A 19744-nucleotide genomic window follows, 5' to 3' on the forward strand; every position below is an offset into this window, starting at 1 on the left:
GGTCAGTTACCCAGCAGTGCAGCCGAATTCGCGCGGCGGAGCTTCCCCGACGACGTCTTCGGGATACTGCCGGGACCCAGGACCGCAACGGCGCGAGGTCGGACACCGACGTCGGCAACCACGGCGTGGACCACTTCGCGTTCGATACGCTTGACCTCTTCCGGATCTTCGAAAGCGTTGGTCTCGACGGCGACTGCAAAGCTCTCACGCTTCTGGCCGGCGTCGAGACGAATCGCGACGGCGTTTCCGGGACGCACACCGGCAACGGTTCCGGCCGCCCGTTCGATGTCTGTGGGGTACACGTTCCGGCCGCCCATGATGATGACGTCCTTGACACGCCCGCACACCACGACCAGTCCTTCCTCGGTGAAGTACCCGACGTCACCGGTGTCGAGCCAACCGTCGTCGTCCTGGGCCGGCTTGTGTCCGTCGACCGTGACGTACCCGGGAGTGACTGCCTTGCCGCGAACCTCGATGATTCCGACACCGCGGGCCGGAAGCACCTGACCGTCACGGTCGACGATGCGTCCCTCGAGGTCAGGCACCATCTTGCCGAGTGTGGCGAGGGCACGAGCGTTGGGGCGATTGGACGGCACCGCTCGAGACATCGATTCGAGAAAGTCTGGATCGACGTAGTCGAGGACCTGACCTTGATCGGGATCCGGAATCGACACGGCGAGCGTGGTTTCCGCCATTCCGTACACGGGCGCCAGCGCAGTCGGGTTCAAACCGAAACGCGCACCTGCCTCGGCGAGTGCATCCATCGTGTCGGGATCCACCGGCTCGGCGCCGTTCCACATGTATCGGACGCTGGACAGGTCGACTGCCCCGTCTTCCGCCTGTGCGAGTCGACGAGCCAAGAGCGAGTACGCGAAGTTCGGTGCGGCGGTGACGGTTCCGCCGTACTTGCCCATCAGCTCGGCCCACAGCACCGGGGTGCGCAGGAAATCCATCGGCGTGATGCTGATGACCTCTGCGCCCACCTGCATCGGAACCGTGAGAAAACCGACCATGCCCATGTCGTGGAAGAGCGGAAGCCAGCTCACCATCACGTCGTCTTCGATGGAGAACTTGATGCGGTTGATCATGGCGTAGGCATTTGTGTAGAAGTTCTCGTGCGTGATCTGCACAGCCTTGGGCGAACCGGTGGAACCGGACGTCAACTGCTGGAGTGCGATATCCGATTCGGCCGTCTCCACGGGATCGATCGACGTTCCGCTGCGAAGCTCGTCCACCGTCACGACGGTGATGCCACGCTCTTCGAGGAGCGGCTTGGCCGCGTCGAAGGGCGCACCCAGAATGACGGCTTTCGCGGAGATCATGTCGATCACAGTCTCGGTGTCCTGAGCCCAGACGCCCAGATCCGTTCGGGGGGTCGGCTGATGCAGCATCGTCACCGACGCACCGCGCATCCACGTCGCCTGGCAGGCAGGTGCGATGTCGACGGGCTGTCCGGCGAGAATGCCGATCGCGACGCCGCGATCGATACCGACCTCGGCCAGGCCGCCGGCCATGCGCCTAGCCTCCTGGTGGATGTCGCCCCAGGTCTGACGGAAAGCGTTGTCCGGCTCTCCCGTCACCAGGCCGCGGTCGGTGACTGCGGCGGTCGCATACATCTCTTCGGTGAACTTGCTCAACGCAACTCCTCGGTCAGTGTCACTCTTCGATCAGTGCAACTCTTCGCAGGACACAAATGGCTGTGTGTTCGAACACACACATACATGGATAATCAGCGATCGTTCGCCGAGTGTTACGCCGCAGTGGCTATCGCATCGTGGTCTGCGAGTATCCTTTCTCTGTTGTGCTGCCGCACTCTCCACCTGTCCGCGCACCGGCACGTCGCCGGCACCGACGCCCACTTCGAGAGGTTCTTCGTTGACTACCCCGTCCGACTCGACCGTCCCTTCCGACTCGACTGTCCAGTCCGACACCGAAGGCCCCGATTCAACCGAGAGCGGGTCGGTCGCGGTCACGACGACGACCAAGGGCCTGTCCGCCGAGGCAGAGCGTCGCCGAACCTTCGCCGTCATCTCGCATCCCGACGCCGGAAAGTCGACGCTGACCGAAGCGCTGGCACTGCACGCGAAGAAGATCTCGGAGGCAGGAGCCGTCCACGGCAAGGCAGGCCGCAAGTCGACGGTCTCGGACTGGATGGAGATGGAGAAGGCCCGCGGCATTTCCGTCAGTTCCACCGCACTGCAGTTCAACTACCACTCGTCCGAGACCCCGGACGAGCAGATCAACGTCATCAACCTCGTCGACACCCCCGGTCACTCCGACTTCTCCGAGGACACGTACCGCGTCCTGACCGCCGTCGACGCGGCGGTCATGCTCATCGACGCTGCCAAGGGCCTCGAACCGCAGACGCTCAAGCTGTTTCAGGTGTGTCGTCACCGCGGCATTCCGGTCATCACCGTCATCAACAAGTGGGACCGTCCCGGTCAGACTCCTCTCGAACTGCTCGACGAGATCAGCGAACGGATCGGCCTCACACCGACCCCCCTGTACTGGCCGGTCGGCATCGCCGGCGACTTCCGCGGACTGCTGCGGCGCGGTGAAGACGGTGAGGCTCGCGAGTACGTCCGCTTCACCCGTACCGCAGGCGGCGCGAAGATCGCCCCCGAAGAGGTCATGGACGCCGACGCGGCGCTCGCCAAGGAAGGCTCCGAGTGGGAGACCGCGGCCGAGGAGAGTGAACTGCTCTCCGCTACCGGCCAGGACCACGATCAGGAGATGTTCCTCGCCGGTCAGACTTCCCCGGTGATCTTCGCGTCCGCGATGCTCAACTTCGGCGTCCGCCAGATCCTCGACACCCTCGTCGAATTGGCGCCGCCGCCGCGTGGGCGCGAAGACCTCAGCGGCAAGCCGCGCGAGGTCACCGATCCGTTCAGTGCGGTCGTCTTCAAGGTGCAGGCCGGTATGGACACCGCGCACCGCGACCGTCTGGCGTTCATGCGCATCGTCTCCGGCGTGTTCGAGCGCGGCATGGTTGTCACACACGCCCAAACCGGCAAGCCCTTCACGACCAAGTACGCCCAGACGGTATTCGGACGTGAACGTTCCACCGTCGAATCCGCGTTCCCCGGCGACGTCGTCGGCCTCGTCAACGCCACCGCACTCGCACCCGGCCACACGCTGTACACCGAGAAGAAGGTGGAGTTCCCGCCGATCCCGTCGTTCGCGCCGGAACACTTCTCGATCCTGCGCGCCGAAAGCGCCGGCAAGTACAAGCAGTTCCGCCGTGCTGTCGACCAACTCGATTCCGAGGGCGTCGTCCAGATTCTCCGCAACGACATCCGCGGCGACGCCTCCCCCGTCATGGCGGCCGTCGGCCCGATGCAGTTCGAGGTCGTCGCAGCACGCATGAAGGCCGAGTTCAACGTCGAGGCCAAGATGGAACCGCTCGGCTACGCATTGGCTCGCCGTACCGACGCCGCGTCCGAGGTCGAACTGAACCGTCAGCGCGGTGTGGAGGTCTTCACCCGATCCGACGGTGTTCTGCTCGCCCTGGTCAGTGACAAGTGGCGCCTGCAGTACATCCAGAAGGAACTCCCGGATCTGACGCTCGAACCCCTCGTCGCTGCTGCGGACTGATGAGCCTGATCGAGGCGCTGTTCGACGCCGAACTGCACATCGGCAGCGCCACGATTCTCTGGCGAGAGATCATCGGAAACGCGTTCGGAATCGGCTCCGCGATCGCGGGCGCGCGACGCTCGGTATGGGCGTGGCCCGTCGGTATAGCCGGAAATGCCTTGTTGTTCACGGTGTTCATGGGCGCACTTTTCCACACTCCGCAAGAGCTCAATCTCTACGGCCAGGCCGGCCGTCAGTTGCTGTTCATCACCGTCAGCGTCTACGGGTGGACTCAGTGGCGACGCGGGGCACGCGACTCCGGTCGCGCAGTCCTGCCCCACTGGGCGACAACTCGCGAGCGCGTCGCCATGATCGCCGTCATGGCCAGCGGCACAATCGCTTTCGCCTGGATCTTCGACCTCCTCGGCTCGTACGGAGCGTGGGCGGAGGCCTGGATCTTCACCGGCTCCATCCTCGCGACATACGGCATGGCGCGCGGCTGGACCGAATTCTGGCTCATCTGGATCGGCGTCGACGCCGTTGGTGTTCCGCTTCTTTTCCGAGCCGGCTATTACCCTTCGGCGATCCTCTATCTGGTCTATGCATTCTTCGTACTGTGGGGCTTCGCAATGTGGCTGCGCATTCAACGCCGAACTCCACAAGGGGTGTGACCGTAAACCAACTCCTGGTATGTTTGCGTCGATTAAGCAAACCGGCGGTCTGTTTACGGGCATCAGGAGCGAAACAATGGAAGACAAGAATTCTCACGGAATAGCGGGCCCCAACGGTTCCGGCAACGGATCGAGAGCCAATAGTTCCGCAAGTAATGGTTCTGCAAGCAATGGTTCTGCAAGCAATGGTTCTGGGAGCAACCTTTCCACCAGCAACGGTTCCAGCAGTGCCACCGCCACAGCGGATTTTCTGTCGACCGCACCCAAGCAATCCGATGCATTCACGTTTCCGCTTCCTGCCCGAACCACGGCCGCACACAGCAGCGGAGAGGACCTTTCAGTGCCAGCTTCAACACGCGAATCATCGAGGACGCTCGAAACTCGGAGTCGTACCGTCGTACGTCGCGACGCGATGGGCGTAGCCGCCGTTCGAGTGGCCGGTCGACTCACCCACACCGAACTCATCGCAAATCAGGCCTCACCCTCGAGCGCACATTCCTCCGATCCCACGACGGATCTGGACGAGTTGCTCACGATGCTCGGCAGCTACCTGTTGTCCTCGGGGTTCGAACATCCCGAAATCCACGCCAAGCTGGGCGGACAGTCGATCGTCGTCAACCTCGTATCGCCGGAGATCAGCGCGAGCTGATCTGGGCCCAGCTGCCCCTTAGGGCCACAGCACTGCTCGTGTCCATGCTCGGTCCGAGCCGCGCCGGTACAACCACCGCTGATGCCGACGCCCGGAGTCTGCCTGCCAGAACTCGACAGACTCCGGCTGGAGGCACCACGCACGCCAGTCCTTCGACACGAACCCTGGGTCGTCGCTGATTCTTGCTTCCGCAGCGGCCACCGACGTGTCGTACGCCCCTAAGTCTTCGAGCACCTCGCTCTGCTCACTTGCCGTCGCCACCGCTCTCGCCGTGACGGAGCGTTCGACGAAGTCTCGGCGTCGAAGTGCGTCGTCGCCCTCGCGAACCGTTCCGCGAATCCGGACCTGTTGGCCTGTTTCGCGCCAGTAGAAGGCGAGCGATGCTCGCGGATTTTCTTTCAACTCAACACCTTTCGGCGAAGCAGCTGAACCAGAGAACCAGAACCCACCCTCGGTCACGTCCTTGAGGATGAGGAAACGAGAATCAGGCATACCGTCGCCGTCCACGGTCGAGAGCGCACACACGTGTGGCTCGACGACGCCGAAGGCCACGGCCGCACGGAGCCAGTCGAGGAACAACTCCCCCGGCTTTTCCGGAAAACACTCGGGCGCGGGCGGCGGAGTTCCGGTCAGCGCGGGGATACCGCGAATCCACGTCCGTACGTCAGGCAGCGAAAAATCTGCATCAACCATGAGCCGACTCTAATCGCGGGTGGCCTCAGGAGACGTTGCGAACTACCGAGTCGCCGAACGACGGTTGCTGCAGCAGCGCCCACTTGTTGGACGTCAATCGGAAACTCGGCATGTCGGCGAGCGCCACCACCGATTCCCAGGTCCGCTCGTAGCTCGTGTGGGAGATTCGCCATTCACCGTCGCTGCAGCGGGTGTATCTGTCGTGATAGAAGGCCGATCCGCGAAGCAGCATGCCGTCTTCGGGGATGACCACTGTGTCCGCGAGGCACCAGATCCCGGTTGCAGTGTCTCCGTCGACGTCGATCTCGGGTTGCCCGCACTGATGTTCGGTGATGATGTGTGATCCGAGAGTGTTCTCGAGGAAGGAGACGAACGAATCTCGGGAATCGAAACTGAGTTGTTCTCCGTAGATCGCGGTGGCGTCGACGGTCAGAGTGTCGGCGAATTCGACCCACGATTTGGTGTCCAAGGCGCGTGCGTATCGGTACTTGAGTCTTTGGATGAGAACAATCGCTTCGAGATCCATGATCCCCGCCTCCCGGTGCAGCAACCACCCGTCCTATGTGTGCACATTAGCCTGTAACACGCCGAAACGGGCATTACTCTCAAAGCTAGTAGAAATGTCAGCCGATAACACGCTTTTCCAGGCCGTCGAGCATGATCGTGATCTTCTCGTCCAACCAACCTCGCCCGTGCCACGTCGATTCGTCGCCGATTCCCTCGATCAACGACTCCGATGCATTCCAACTTTCCTGATACGCCTGTCGCGCGGAACGTGAATCGGCGGAGCTGACGGTCTTGTCCATCGCCGCCATCATTGCGAACTGCGTCATGGTCACCTCGGAGATGAAGTCCACCGCCAATATCGCATCGTGGGGTGTGAAGCCTTGCGCAGTCAACGAACCGACCAGTTTCTCCACGATCTCGATTATCGCCTGCGGCGTGCCCGGAACTGCGAGACCGACCTGGGCCAGACCTGGATAGCGCTCGAACGAGGACCACAGAACGTCGCAGAAATCCTTCAGGAATTCGCGCCACGGACGATTCGTATCGGGCCATACAGTCTGACGCACAACATGATCCGAGCAGGCACGCAGCAGCGCTTCGCGGTCTGCGAAGTAGCGATAAAGTGCAGAATGACTGACGCCCAGCCGCTTTGCCACGCTCGGCATGGTCAGTTCACTCAGATCACCGGCCAGGGCGGCCTCGACGATGTCCGTTGTCGACAACGTCGGCGGCCGCCCCGTCTTCTTTCCGGTCTGCATTCTCCTCAGCTTGCCACCAACCGCCATCCCGACGCACGGTGGCGCTGGTTCCAGAACGCGGCGTAGTTCCCACCGGCTGCGAGCAGAACTTCGTGGGTTCCCACTTCGACGATCGATCCGTCGTCACCGAGCACGATGATCTGATCTGCGGCCACGACGGTCGACAGTTTGTGAGCGATCACGAGCAGTGTGCTTTCCCTGGCGAGTTCTTGCATCGCACGCTGCACGTGTGCCTCGTTCTCGGGATCGAGTGCGGCCGTCGCCTCGTCGAGCAGAACGACAGGTGCGCGTTTGAGGAGTGCGCGCGCAATGGAGACCCGCTGCCGCTCTCCACCGGACAGTGCCGTCCCGCCCTCACCGACACGGGTGTCCCAACCCCGCGGAAGCCGCTCGACGATTTCCGCGACGCCCGCGATCCGAGCCACGTCGAAGACTTCCTCGTCCGTGGCTTCGGGGCGGCCGAGGCGGATGTTCGCGATCAACGTGTCGTCGAAGAGGTACACGTCCTGGAAGACCAGAGACAGCTGCGACATCAGGTCGGCACTCGTGAGGTCCCGCACGTCGACGCCGCCGACACGCACCACACCGGAGTCGACGTCGTAGAAGCGCGAGATCAACCGGGTGACGGTGGTTTTGCCGGACCCTGACGGACCGACCAACGCCGTCAACGACTTCCGTGGCACGTCGAAGGAGATGTTTCGCAGAACCTGCCCACCGTCCGCGTATCCGAAGTCGACGGCGTCGAACTGCACTGCCGTCTCCCCCGTCGCCGTCCCGCTGGTATCGGGTTCGACCATTGGTTCAACTTCGAGGATCTCGGACATTCGCCGGATTTCATTGCGTGCCATTCTGATTGCACCGCCGAACTCGCCGATCTCACCCAGCGGCTGGATGAACCGTGCGGTCAGTCCGAGTAGCGCGATCAACGTGACCGGATCGATGTCGCCGCCGAGCGCGAGGAACGCGCCCAAGATGATCACGGCAGAGAACACGAATTGCAGGGCGATCCCGTTGACCACGGACCCGATCACCACGAACCACAGTTGTGAACGACCCGCAGTGTGTTGCGCTTCGATCGCGTCGTCGAGCGGTTCGTACACCCCGTGGGTGCGTCCGAAAGCACGCAGGACCGGTTGGCAACGCGCGTATTCGAGCACTCGATTGTTCGATTCGACGGCCGCTGCATGGGCCCGATCGTCGGCCTTGGCAGTCATCGTCGAGGCAAATCGTGCTGCCGCGAAGAGAATCGGAACGCTGATTACCAGCGCGAGCCCGAGCCGCCAGTCGAAGAACAACATGCACACGACAATGGTTGCCGGGCTGGCAATTCCGGAGATGATCGGTGTCATCAGGTGTGCAGCCGCCCCCATCACCGAGATGGTGCCCTTGCTGGCAACCTGCGATACCTGCCCGAGTCGGCCGGCGCCGAACCAGCCGAGCGGCAGAGTGACGAGATGATCTCCCAGACGAAGATGCATCGTCCGCAGCAGAGTGAGGGCCGACTCGAAGCCCTTCATCGCCTGCAGGTAGTGCGCAATCGAACTGATCACAGCGCATACGGCCATGGCGGCGAGCCACCGAACGAAACTGCCCCAGCTCTGATCGAACAGTGCCTGCACCGCAGGGACCAGAAGCGCCACTGCCAAACCCTGCATCACGCCGTACAACACTGCCCACACCAGGAACTCGCGATAGCGGCCCTGATTCTGCGGGCCGAGTATCCGGAAGAGGTCGCGAATCATGAGTTGGCCTTTCCTGCTGCGTCAGACTTACCTGCGATGTTGCGTTCAATCGAGTCGGCCCGACTGTGCTCAATCGAGTCGGCCCGACTGTGACTCGCCCACATCCGGGCATAGGTTGAACCACTCGCCACGAGCTGATCGTGCGTGCCCTTCTCCACGATCCGTCCGGCGTCGAGGACCACGATCTGATCGGCACTCACGATCGAAGCCAACCGGTGCGCGATCACCAGCACGGTGCGCCCCACCGTCAAACGCGACAGCGCTTCTTGGATATCGGCTTCGGACTCCGGGTCGGCGAAAGCGGTTGCCTCGTCGAGCACGAGAACAGGAGTGTCCGCGAGAATCGCACGCGCGATGGAGACTCTTTGGGCTTCACCACCCGAGAATCTGGCGTCGACCCCGACCACCGAGTCGTACCCCCTCGGGAGCGCTTCGATTCGGGTGTCGATCTGCGCGGCTGCGGCAGCGGCCTTCACCTCGGCCGAAGTCGCCTGCGGTCGGGCAAGCCGAATGTTGTCGAGCACGGTCGCTTCGACCAGCTGCACGTCCTGCAGAACGAATCCGACGTGGCGGTACAGCTCGTCGGTAGCGACTTCCCTGACGTCGACACCACCGATGGCCACGGATCCGGCACGCACGTCGTGGAACCTCGGAACCAGCGTTGCCAGCGTCGACTTACCCGAACCCGAAGGTCCGACCAACGCCGTCACCGTGCCCTCCGGCAGCGTCAGATCGATGCCGGTCAGAACGTCGGCGCCGTCGTCGTATGCAAAGGAAACTCCGGAGAATCGAACTTCGTTCCCCACAGGCTTTTTCGGATGATCGGTTTCCGGCAGAGCGTCGGTTGCGAACAGCGCGATCAGTCGCGCCGCAGCGGCGGCTGCCTCACGGCGTGCCTGCATACCGAAACCGATGGTCGTCACCGAAACCGGAATCACCATCGCGACAAGAGAACTGGTCAGCACATCGATGGGTGACACCCATCCGGAGTGAACGAACCACGAGCCGAGGCCAAGGTTGACCACCAGCACAACCGGTGCGCTCAACGCAATCGAGGCCAGCGCCTCGGTCCGGAGCATCGGGCGAACCCAGCCCTCGTACGAGACGGCAAACGCCTTGGCAGCGTCGCGGTATCGAGAATGTGACTGCTTGTCCTGACCGAAGGTCTTGACCACTGCGATGCCGGTGACGAACTCGACGATGGTGTTGCTGATGGCCGCGATGCCCTCATTCATCCGGCTCAACTTGACGGCCATGTCCTTGGTCATCATCGCGTAGGCGATCATGTAGATCGGGAGGGTGGCAATCGCGACCAGTCCCAGACGCCAGTCGATCGAGATCACGTAGCCGAGCCCGACGAGCGGCACCGCAATGGCGCCGGTGGTCTCGACGGCGCTGTGCGCAACCAGGTAGTGGAGATCGGAGATGTCGTTCTGCGCGGCTTTTCGCACGGTTCCGGACGAGTGGGAGGTGAACCAGCCCAGTGGAAGTCGACCGAGTGTCGCTGCGATTCGACGCCGAAGCACAGCCTGAAGATTGACATCGGCGAAGTGCGTCACGATCAATGCACCGCCTCCGAAGAACGCGCGCATACCCAGACCGAAGACGACCACCCACACGATCGTCCAGACGCGAGACGAGTCGATGTCGCCGCCCACGATCAGCGTCTTACCCAACTCGGCGATGGCCACGTACGGCACGATGGCCGCGACCGCGGCGATCACCTGCATCACCATCGCGATGGTGGTCCGTGTACGAACTGGCGCAAGGAGTTCGCGAAGCGCGCTCTTGTGCGCCGCCGCTTCAGCTTTGGCTTGCGAGGCTTCGGCCGTCGCTCCTTGTGATGCGTCGGCCTCTTCAGATGAAATGTCTGCTTTCGTAGCCTGTGTCGTCGTCATTTCGAGAACGCCTTCCATCGGGTTACTGCGTCGGCGTCGGATGCGATGCGGCCTTGGAGTTCCGCGCCGGTGAGAGTGAGATCGGCAAGAGCCTCGAGGTCTTCGAGGATCCAGTAGACCGCGAAAGGATAACTGCCGAACCAAAGTTCACCGCTCACGTCCACTGTGCGTCCGGCCTTCACTGCGGAGATCTCGTTGAACAGTGGATTTGCGTGAACTAGAGCGCCGTCGTAGATGTTGCCCGAGGTCACGACCATCGCGTCCGCCGCGTGCTGTCCGACCTCCTCGCCTGACACCGAAGACGTGGCAACACCTGTGTTGGGGCCGATCTTCGCGTCGAGTTCGGCTTGCGGGCGCCCGAAACCGGCTTCCTCGATGATCGAGGACATCGGCGACTGTGGGATGACGGTGTAGATGCCGCCGGAGAATCCCACCAGCACTGACAGTGTCTGCGGTTGCGCCTCGACCGTTCCGGATACTTCGGCAAATTTGGCCTCGAGCCTCGACACGATTTCGCGAGCTTCGGACTCTCGACCCAGTGCAGTCGCCGCGGTATTCAGAACTTCGCGCCACGGCGCCGCATAGGCGAGCACCGTCGTCGGGGCAATCTCGTTGGCCCGCACGGTGATCGACGTCAACGAGCCGACATCACTGAGCAGGATTCGGTCAGGATGAACGGCCGCGATCTGCTCCGCATCTGGTGATTGGAAGAACGTCGGTTTGTCGACGACCTCGATCCCCTCACTCTGCAATATCTCCTTCGCCGCCTGCGACTGCAGCGTGGCGAAGACCGTATCGGGCTTGACCCCGAGCGTGAGTGCGTTGAGCGCTGCGAACTCGTCCAGTGCGAGCAGTTTCTGAGGTGCAGGTACGGCCGACGACTCGCCTGTTTCCGATGCGTCTGCGTCATCGCCGCCCACGGAGCAACCGACAAGCGCCGTTACTGTCGCTGCGAGTGCCGTTGCTCGCAGGCCCCACTGCTGCCGCATCCTTCTCTCCCCGCTTTAGTTACACGCTGTCTCGATTAGGGGAGCCTACAATAAGTCACGCCTTTTGTGCAGTCCTCGTCGCTGGAAGTGCAATCGCCGGCAGACAGGCGACAACACTGATGACGGCACCCATCACGAACGCCAGCGCGAACGAGTCGCCGGAAATGCCGATCGCCAGGACCGCTGTGGTCACCGGGGCGCCCACCGCCGAACCGACGGTTCTGATCACACTGTTGACTCCACTGGCTGCTGCCATTTCCGATGGCGGGACGATCGAGGCAACCAACAGAGCACAGACCGCGAACCCCACGCCGTTCCCCAATCCGACGAGGGAAAAGAACGCCACGATCGCAACCACCGAACTCGGCCAGATCGCGAGTCCGACTGCGCCCGCCGCCATGAGGGCCAGCGCTATGACAGCGGGCACCCGCGGCCCGAATCGCCGCGCGAGAGCCGGCGTCAAGCGGCCACCGAGAAAGACGAGGACAGCGGCGGGCAAGAGCGCCAAGCCGGTCTGCACAACGGTGAATCCGCTTCCATACGTGGACGTTTCCGGCGCCTGGAGGATCCGCGGCAGACAGAGATAGAAAATGTACGGCACGAACCCGAACACCAGGGTGAGTGCGCTGGTGATCATCATCGGCTTGTCCCGAAAAACTCGCATGTCGACGATCGGCGCGTCGTGGCGGGAATCGACGGCAATCAGTGTCGCGAACGAAACGAACGCGACTACCACCAGACCCCAGAATCCGAGCGACAAAACTCCCCAGTCGGAGGCTTTCGTGATCGCCAATAGCAGGCTCACCAATCCGAACGCCAGAGCGCCGGCACCGGCCCAGTCCGTCGGCATACCCGGGCGGCGATGCGAGCCCGGAACCACGGCCACCACTGCGACCAATGCGAGCACGATCAAGATCCCGGTGATCACGAACAACCACTGCCAACTGAGATACTCGAGGATGACACCGCCGATCACCAGTGCACTTCCGGCACCGATTCCCAAAGTCCCAGCGAGCCAACCTATCCCTGAAGACAACTCGGGACCTACTACCGTTCTCCGCAGTACTGCCATCGCAAGCGGGAAGCTCGCCATGCTCACTCCCTGGACAGCTCGAACGACAAGCAGCACCCCGATATTCGGGGCGGCTGCCGCGGCAAATGTCGCGAGAGCGAAGATGATCAGGACGATCACCAGGACTCGCTTGTCGCCGAATCGGTCACCCATCGCGCCGACTATCGGAGCCATCACCGCGGCCGCCAACAGGTACGCCGTCAGGATCCAGCCGGTCACCGCCACGGACGTGTCGAAATGCTCACCCAACACCGGCAACGCCGGTACCAGCATGGTCTGCATGAGCGAGTAGACGAGTACCGCCCCCGCAAGCGCGGCGATCACCCGGCTCCCGGATCGCGTGGGCGCCTCCGCCAAGGTTGTCATCGACACCTTCCTCCAATCATGAATCGAATCGGAACGGAACACTCCGTTCCGATTGAGTAAACCATGCATTGCTAGCCTGTGGGAATGGCGAAAGAGAATGCGAGCCTCCCCGGACGCGCCCGAGAAGCCGCAGACAACGACGTCACCGTACTGCGAGCAGCGCGCGAGATTTTTGCCGAACAGGGTTGGAATGCACCGGTATCGGCAATTGCCACCCGGGCCGGAGTGGGAGTAGGCAGCATCTATCGCCGATACCGAGGCAAGGAGGAACTGGCGCAATCCCTGCGCGTCTGGGCGATCGACCACCTCGCCACCCTCGCCCGAGAGTGCATGAGCACCGCGAAAACCGATGAAGCCGTATTGAAGACGTTCTTCTCGCGATATCTCACCGAATCAGTGGGACCGCTCATTCCGGTCCTCGGCGGCAAGTTACCTGAACACGCCGAAGTCACTCGTGCCGCCGAAGAATTGGAGGCCGCACTGCAATCGATGGTCGACGTCTGCATCGACGCTCGCGAAGTCCCGCCCGACTTCACTGCTGCTGACGTCATGCTCATGACAGTGCATCTGCGGCCGACTCTGCCGATCGAGGGTGATCGAGCCACCGAAATACACACGCGCTATCTCGACTTCATGCTCGACGGACTTCGTGGCGGAACACCTCGACCAACGATCACTCCCCCGTCCTGGAGCGAATGGCTTCAGATGTGGCAGGGCAACTGACCCCGAGAACACCCGAATGACATGTCAGGTTAGGCTTACCTAGCTTATTTCGCCATGTTCGGAAGGTTCTCATGAAAATCAATCGCCGGCTCGCCGGCTTCGCCGCACTACCCGCCGTCGCCACGCTCCTACTCGCCGGTTGCGGAAGTAGCGACGCAGCGCCCTCTACCGAGACCAGGTCTGCCGACCAGTCCTGGAGTTACACAACGGGATACGGAAACACGATCACCCTCGACCACGCCCCGGAGCGGATCGTCGTCGACGCGTACTCCGCTGCGGCTCTGTGGGACTACGGCATTCGGCCGGTCGGCATCTTCGGTTACGGCGTCGGCAATCCAGACGTCACCGATCGCGCTGACGAGTCGACGATGACCGTCGTCGGCCGTGAAGGTGAACTCAGCGCGGAAGCTCTTGCGGCGCTGGACCCAGACCTGGTCATCGGGTACGGCAACAGCGACGACCCGACACGATGGACTTGGTGGGACGAGCCGATGGGCAAGACCGTCAACAATGTTGCACCGTTTGTCGGCGTCAAGTTCTCCGGAGCCTCGACACCGGACGTGTTGAACGAGTACGCCTCACTCGCCGAAGCACTCGGCGGGAACACCGACACAGCCGCAGCACGCGAGGGCAAGGAAGCATTCGAATCCGGTGCAGAGCGCATCCGAACTGCTGCGGCCAAGGTCGACGACATCGAAGTCCTCGCCCTGAACGGTGACAGCTCCGAGTTGTACGCAGGCACAACGGCGCTCGCTCAGTTCGGGTACCTGAAGGAACTGGGCGTGAAGTTCACCGGTCCGGGAGGCGACAAGGGCTGGGCCGATCTCAGCTGGGAACAGGTACCGGACTATCCGGCGGACATCGTGTTCCAGTTCGCGAAGTCGGCAGAGGCATTCGCGGCATCACCCGTGTTCGTCAAGCTGCCCGCGGTGACCGCGAACCAGGTGATCGACTTCGACGACAAGCGTCCCAACACCTACGCCAATTACGGCGCCTGGTTCGAGCAGGTTGCACAACTACTCGACCAGGCCCGCAACGTCGCCTGAATTACTGCCCAGCAGTGATTCGTCCGGCCGCTTCCTCGAGAACGTCGAGGAAGATGGCCGCGGTGAGCGCAAATCCTTGGTTGTATCGCGCGTCGCTGGTCAACACGTTGCCCGCTTGAACTGCAGGCAACCGCTGCCACGTCGGCTGCGACTTGATCGCGTCGAGCGCTTCCTGATCGCGTGCTTGGGCGATGATCACATCCGCCGGAGCCAAGGTGTCGAGTTGCTCGAACGACAACTCGAACGAGTTCTCTGCATTGTCGTCGTCACGGAAAAGCACGTCCAGGCCGGCATCGAGTGCAACACTGATTCGCAGATTCCGCTGATGCACAAGGAAGCCCGTCGGCGTCTGAACGCCGAACACGATCTTCTTTCCGCCCAGCTTCTCCTGCAACATCGGTCGCAGTCTCGCGAGCTTGTCGTCGTACCCCGCAATGGAAGCCTCGGCGATCGTCACCCGGTCGAGCTGGCTCGCCTGCGCCATCAGAGCACCTCGCCAGTCGACCGGGTGCCCGGCAATCGGTTCGACGTCGTCGCCGACGACCAACAGCGGCGCGATGGAAGACAAGCGCTCGGTGCCGTACCAGTCACTGGTGTATCCGATCGCAGTGATGACGATCAGATCGGGCTCGAGAGCGAGCAGAGCCTCGAAGTTGGTGGAGAAGTCGCCGGCGACGTTGACGAAGCTCGCGTCCTCGATGGTGCGGCCGGGAAACTGGAATCCTGCCTTGGCGTCGGGGAACCAGAAGTTGCCCGATCCGACGATCGGGTAGTCCATCATCATCGCGAATTCGAGGTCGACGCGGCCGTCGAGCACCACCACACGCCTCGGGTCGCGCGGAACGTCGCCGCTGAACTCGGCCCACGTGTACGGGAGAGTGTCACTGGCAGAGTCGGATTCGCCATCGGAGCTTCCGCAGGCGCTCAGCGCCAATGCTGCAGCCACACCAGCTGCGCCACCGAAGAATCGGCGTCGCGAAATGCGGTCGACGATCTGAGCCCACTCCGTGTCGGTAACCTGCGCATCCAGGACGAGTGTCATACCTTTGCTCCTTCGATGTTTCGCTGACGCTCGCGTCCCAGCGGAATGACCAGCGGTGTGTGGGAAACCGGATCGTCGATGATGCGGCACGCCATGCCGAACACCTCCTGCACCAGTTCTTCGGTGATGATCTCCGCGGGCGGGCCCTCGGCGACCACCGCGCCGTCCTTCATCGCGATGATGTGAGTTCCGTAGCGGCACGCGTGATTGAGATCGTGAAGCACCGCCACCAGCGTGTGTCCGTCGTTCTCGTTCAGATCGCGGCAGAGTTCCAGCAGCTCGATCTGGTGCGCGATGTCGAGGAACGTCGTCGGCTCGTCCAGTAGCACCAACGGAGTCTGCTGCGCGAGAACCATAGCTACCCAGACACGTTGGCGCTGACCACCGGACAGTTCGTCGACCGGCCTGGCCGACAGATCCGTGACCTTGGTTGCTTCCATCGCCTTGATGACGGCGGCCTCGTCCTCTCGGGACCACTGGCGGATCAGCTTCTGGTGCGGATAACGCCCTCGCGCAACCAGATCGGCGACTTTGATTCCGTCCGGCGCGATCGACGTCTGCGGCAGAAGCCCGAGTCGCCTCGCAACTTCCTTTGCCGGGTACGACGTGATCGCCTTGCCGTCGAGAAGGACCTTGCCGGTGGTCGGCTTGAGCAACCGGGACAGCGCACGCAGAAGCGTCGACTTGCCGCAGGCATTGGGACCGACGATGACGGTGAAGCCACCGTCGGGGATTTCGACGTCGAGGTGTTCCGAGATGACGCGCTTGTCGTAACCGATCGTGACGTCCTCGGCGCGAAGCCGATTCGTCCTTTCGACCACGACGGCGGCCGTACTTGTCTCGTTCACGCTGTTCCTCGTTCCTTCACCGATCACTGCTTACGTGCCTCTCGCGCGAGAAGCCATACGAAATAGATGCCACCGATGGAGACGGTGACGACGCCGACCGGCAACTGTGTCGGCGCGAAAGCTCGCTGCGCCACCCAGTCGCTGACCATCAGCAACGCGCCACCCATTGCTGCCGACGGCAGCAGGGTCACTCCGGCACTACCGGTCAATCGCCTCACCAACTGCGGAGCCGCCAGCGAGACGAACCCGATGGGACCGGCCGCTGCTGTCACCATGGCCGTCAGGGCGACGCCGAGAACAACCAGGGAAAGCCGCGTGGGTTCGGCCCGGACGCCGAGCGCCTTGGCGGCGTCGTCGCCCATCTCGAGCATCTGCATCCGCCTGCCCAACACCAGGATCAGCGGAACGAGGATGGCCAGCACGACGACCACCGGCCACACCTGAGTCCAGCCGAGTCCGTTCAACGAACCGGCACCCCACACTGCGGCAGCCATGGCGTCGTCAAGTTTCGCCTTGAGGATCATCCAGGTGTTGACCGAGCCCAACATCGCGCTGATGGCGATACCGACGATGATCAACCGGAATCCCTGCACACCTCGCTTGTACGCAAGGAGATAAACAACTGCTGCGGTGGCGATTCCGCCCACCAGAGCACCGACTGCGATCTCGTAGTAAGTACCACCGATGAGGAGGATGACCACCAGAGCGCCCGTGTACGCACCGGAGTTGAAGCCGATGATGTCCGGGCTACCCAACGGGTTCCTGGTCAGCGATTGGAAGATCGCACCGCTCATACCGAGCGCCGCACCGAGCATCAGCGCCAACAGAACTCGGGGCAGACGCCATTCCACGACGACCATGTGGATACGCGCGGGGGCTTCGCCGAACAGTGCACCGAGGACGTCCCCGATCGGCACTTGGTAGTCACCACTACCGAGCGCGATGACACCGATGGCCAATGCAAGCGCAACGAGGACGAGGCAGACTGTGACCGTGCGGACGTCGATCCGCGCGGACCAGCCTTCTTTGGGTGAGCGCACCACCGTGGTGGCGCGCCCGAAATCGATGCTCACAGACCGCTCACCTTGCTTCGACGCACCAGCATGATCAGCACCGGAGCGCCGATGAAGGCCGTGACGATGCCGACCTGAAGTTCACCCGGGCGCAGCACGATTCGGCCGACGACGTCGGAGAAGAGAAGAAGAATCGGCGAGCACACCAACGTGTACGGGAGAATCCATCGCTGATCCGGTCCGACGAACCATCTCGCGACGTGCGGAACCATCAATCCGACGAATCCGATCGGCCCGGCCGCAGCTGTCGCCGCGCCGCACAGCAATGTCACCGCGATGACACCGAGGATGCGAGTACGAGTGATGTTGGCACCGAGCGAACGTGCCAGATCGTCACCCAGGGCCACCGCGTTGAGTTGGCGCGCCAACGCGAGCGCCAGGAAGAGCCCGATGAGAATGAACGGTGCGACGGCGAGAACGATTTCCAACGAACGCCCGCTGAGTGAGCCGGCATTCCACTGGCGCATCTGGTCGAAGGCGGTCGGGTTGAGCAAGGTGATCCCGGACGAGATACCGCCGAGCACGGAGCCGATGGCAACACCGGCAAGCGTCAGCCGAATGGGCGTCGCACCACCTCGACCGATCGAGCCCAGCGTGTAGACGATCGCCGTGGCTATCACCGCTCCGAGCAAAGCGAACCAGATGTACGACCAGATGCTGGTCAAGTCGAAGACCGCGACGGCAACGACCATCGCGAAGCCCGCGCCGGCATTGACACCGAGAATTCCGGGATCAGCCAAGGGATTTCGTGTCATCGCCTGGATGAGGCCACCGGCCACACCCAGTGCCATACCGACTATCAGACCGAGCAGAGTACGAGGTAGCCGCAGATCACGGATGATCACATGATCATTGGAATCGTCGTAGTTCACCAGCGCGTCGATCACGGTGCCGAACGGAATGGTCTTCGATCCCACCGCGATACTCAGCAGGAGCACGGCGGCGAGCACCACCAGGCACACCAGAAGACCCGCCATACGACGAGAGTTGGTCGATACCAGCCCGTCCGGTTGCTTCTGCTTCTCGTGCAGCGACTCGTCGATCAGTTCTTCGGTGTGTTTGTCGACTGCGCTCTTGTCCGCCGCACCGCTGTCGACAGCACTCTTGTCGAATCCAACGGTCACAAGCCGGCGCTCTCTAGAGTCTTCTCGACCTCGTCGCGGATCTCTTCCTCGTCGCGGTCCGATTCCCAGGCCGCATCGAGTGCCGCGCGGACACTTTCGTCGAGGGCCTCGTACTTCGCGTTCCACACCTCGGCTTTGTACGTCCAGTAGCCGATGACCTTGTACTGCTCACCCGGCAACTTCAGTTCGTGGCGAAGGTACTTGCGGATGTCACGGAGCATCGTGCTCTCGCCTGCAACCCACACGTATCCGAGTTCGGTGGGCAGGTTCATCGCGCGAACCGCGTCCGGCAACTTCGACGGTGCAACACCGTTGCCACTGCCGACCAGCCAGATGAACTCGACGTCGGCCGACGAGGTGATCTGCTGCTTGTGAGACTCGTCCACCACCTCGACGATCGCCTTGGCCGACATCCCGGCGGGCAACTGTTCGATCAAGCGCCCGAGTGCGGGGAGTCCAGTCGCGTCGGCGACGAACACCTGCCAACGTGCGTCGGCCGGGGGCTCGTAGAGGCCACGAGACTCGCCGATCGCCAACTTGTCACCGATCTCGGCCTTCTGCGCCCAGTCGCTGGCGATACCACCCTCGTGAACGACGAAGTCGATCGTCATGCAGCTGGTTTCGGAATCGAACCGTCGCACGGTGTACGGCTGGCACGGGGACGGTTCCTCTCCCTCCGGGTATCGCCAACCGCGCGGTGCATCCGGATCTTCCGCCGGAAGAACGAACTTGCCTGTAGCCGGGACCGGGAAGTGGAGGCGCAGGTATTCGTCACCGGTACCGGTGGTTTCGAAGGCGGTCAGCTCCTCCCCACCGAACACGATACGAACCATTCCCGGGGTCACGTACTCCTTGTGAAGTACCTCGCCGAACACAAGACTCACAACAATCTCCAACATCGATGGAACATGAACCGGACCCGAACACGAGGATCCATCCGACTTCCGGACATAGTTAACCCGTGCTAAGT

At 62.5% G+C, this 19744-nt stretch carries 19 protein-coding genes; 5 read left to right on the top strand and 14 right to left on the bottom strand.

What is annotated here, in order from left to right; all coding sequences use genetic code 11:
* Positions 1-2 precede the first annotated feature (2 nt).
* Positions 3-1637: a fatty acyl-AMP ligase gene (locus M0639_RS21065; RefSeq protein WP_003946224.1), complete on the bottom strand. Its 1635-nt coding sequence runs from the start codon at positions 1635-1637 to the stop codon at positions 3-5.
* 352 nt (positions 1638-1989) lie between these two features.
* Between M0639_RS21065 and M0639_RS21070 the strand changes: the two genes are divergently transcribed.
* Together M0639_RS21070 and pnuC are read left to right on the top strand one after the other, a co-directional pair.
* A complete protein-coding gene (locus M0639_RS21070) occupies positions 1990-3594 on the top strand; it encodes a peptide chain release factor 3 (RefSeq protein WP_135000451.1) in 1605 nt (534 codons plus the stop codon).
* Entirely contained in the window at positions 3594-4244 is a 651-nt protein-coding gene (gene pnuC, locus M0639_RS21075) for a nicotinamide riboside transporter PnuC (RefSeq protein ID WP_019744670.1), read from the top strand. Before M0639_RS21070 ends, pnuC begins: the two co-directional genes overlap by 1 nt.
* A 93-nt stretch (positions 4245-4337) precedes the next feature.
* Here the strand turns inward: pnuC and M0639_RS35085 are convergent, their stop codons facing one another.
* Positions 4338-4529: a hypothetical protein gene (locus M0639_RS35085; RefSeq protein ID WP_331712739.1), complete on the bottom strand. Its 192-nt coding sequence runs from the start codon at positions 4527-4529 to the stop codon at positions 4338-4340.
* Between the two features lie 55 nt (positions 4530-4584).
* Here M0639_RS35085 and M0639_RS35090 point away from each other — a divergent pair, with 55 nt between their 5' ends.
* Complete coding sequence (locus tag M0639_RS35090; protein WP_306669658.1) at positions 4585-4893, top strand: hypothetical protein; 309 nt, start codon at positions 4585-4587, stop codon at positions 4891-4893.
* Positions 4894-4911: 18 nt separating this feature from the next.
* On the opposite strand, the gene M0639_RS21085 is transcribed toward M0639_RS35090, so the two are convergent.
* From M0639_RS21085 to M0639_RS21115, 7 genes are all read right to left on the bottom strand, one after another.
* Positions 4912-5586, bottom strand: a complete 675-nt coding sequence (locus M0639_RS21085; protein WP_064074050.1) for a pyridoxine/pyridoxamine 5'-phosphate oxidase — start codon at positions 5584-5586, stop codon at positions 4912-4914.
* Positions 5587-5611: 25 nt separating this feature from the next.
* Positions 5612-6112 (bottom strand): nuclear transport factor 2 family protein, encoded by a 501-nt coding sequence (locus M0639_RS21090; RefSeq protein WP_003946235.1) that lies wholly within the window; start codon positions 6110-6112, stop codon positions 5612-5614.
* Between the two features lie 97 nt (positions 6113-6209).
* Positions 6210-6851, bottom strand: a complete 642-nt coding sequence (locus M0639_RS21095) for a TetR/AcrR family transcriptional regulator (RefSeq protein WP_231915159.1) — start codon at positions 6849-6851, stop codon at positions 6210-6212.
* A gap of 5 nt (positions 6852-6856) precedes the next feature.
* Positions 6857-8593, bottom strand: a complete 1737-nt coding sequence (locus M0639_RS21100; RefSeq protein WP_030536297.1) for an ABC transporter ATP-binding protein — start codon at positions 8591-8593, stop codon at positions 6857-6859.
* A complete protein-coding gene (locus tag M0639_RS21105) occupies positions 8590-10491 on the bottom strand; it encodes an ABC transporter ATP-binding protein (RefSeq protein WP_231915160.1) in 1902 nt (633 codons plus the stop codon). The genes M0639_RS21100 and M0639_RS21105 overlap by 4 nt, the downstream gene beginning before the upstream one ends.
* The gene (locus tag M0639_RS21110; RefSeq protein ID WP_064074047.1) at positions 10488-11480 is read right to left on the bottom strand and encodes an ABC transporter substrate-binding protein; all 993 of its coding nucleotides are present in this window, start codon (positions 11478-11480) and stop codon (positions 10488-10490) included. The genes M0639_RS21105 and M0639_RS21110 overlap by 4 nt, the downstream gene beginning before the upstream one ends.
* A gap of 55 nt (positions 11481-11535) precedes the next feature.
* On the bottom strand, positions 11536-12918 hold the full coding sequence (locus M0639_RS21115; RefSeq protein ID WP_047270341.1) for an MFS transporter: 1383 nt from the start codon (positions 12916-12918) through the stop codon (positions 11536-11538).
* An 84-nt stretch (positions 12919-13002) separates the two neighbouring features.
* Between M0639_RS21115 and M0639_RS21120 the strand changes: the two genes are divergently transcribed.
* Both M0639_RS21120 and M0639_RS21125 read left to right on the top strand, forming a co-directional pair.
* A complete protein-coding gene (locus M0639_RS21120; protein WP_030536301.1) occupies positions 13003-13641 on the top strand; it encodes a TetR/AcrR family transcriptional regulator in 639 nt (212 codons plus the stop codon).
* A 71-nt stretch (positions 13642-13712) separates the two neighbouring features.
* Entirely contained in the window at positions 13713-14687 is a 975-nt protein-coding gene (locus M0639_RS21125; RefSeq protein WP_042448946.1) for an ABC transporter substrate-binding protein, read from the top strand.
* Position 14688: 1 nt separating this feature from the next.
* Here the strand turns inward: M0639_RS21125 and M0639_RS21130 are convergent, their stop codons facing one another.
* From M0639_RS21130 to M0639_RS21150, 5 genes are read right to left on the bottom strand one after another with little or no spacing between them, the layout of a single operon-like run.
* Entirely contained in the window at positions 14689-15729 is a 1041-nt protein-coding gene (locus tag M0639_RS21130; RefSeq protein ID WP_064074046.1) for an ABC transporter substrate-binding protein, read from the bottom strand.
* Entirely contained in the window at positions 15726-16577 is an 852-nt protein-coding gene (locus M0639_RS21135; RefSeq protein WP_050794099.1) for an ABC transporter ATP-binding protein, read from the bottom strand. The genes M0639_RS21130 and M0639_RS21135 overlap by 4 nt, the downstream gene beginning before the upstream one ends.
* Before the next feature lie 23 nt (positions 16578-16600).
* A complete protein-coding gene (gene fepG / locus M0639_RS21140) occupies positions 16601-17650 on the bottom strand; it encodes an iron-enterobactin ABC transporter permease (protein ID WP_003946259.1) in 1050 nt (349 codons plus the stop codon).
* Positions 17647-18774 (bottom strand): Fe(3+)-siderophore ABC transporter permease, encoded by a 1128-nt coding sequence (locus M0639_RS21145; RefSeq protein ID WP_064074045.1) that lies wholly within the window; start codon positions 18772-18774, stop codon positions 17647-17649. Before M0639_RS21145 ends, fepG begins: the two co-directional genes overlap by 4 nt.
* Positions 18771-19658, bottom strand: a complete 888-nt coding sequence (locus M0639_RS21150) for a siderophore-interacting protein (protein WP_225320112.1) — start codon at positions 19656-19658, stop codon at positions 18771-18773. Before M0639_RS21150 ends, M0639_RS21145 begins: the two co-directional genes overlap by 4 nt.
* Positions 19659-19744: the final 86 nt, after the last annotated feature.

The organism is Rhodococcus qingshengii JCM 15477, assembly GCF_023221595.1.
GTDB classification, from domain to species: Bacteria; Actinomycetota; Actinomycetes; order Mycobacteriales; family Mycobacteriaceae; genus Rhodococcus_F; species Rhodococcus_F qingshengii.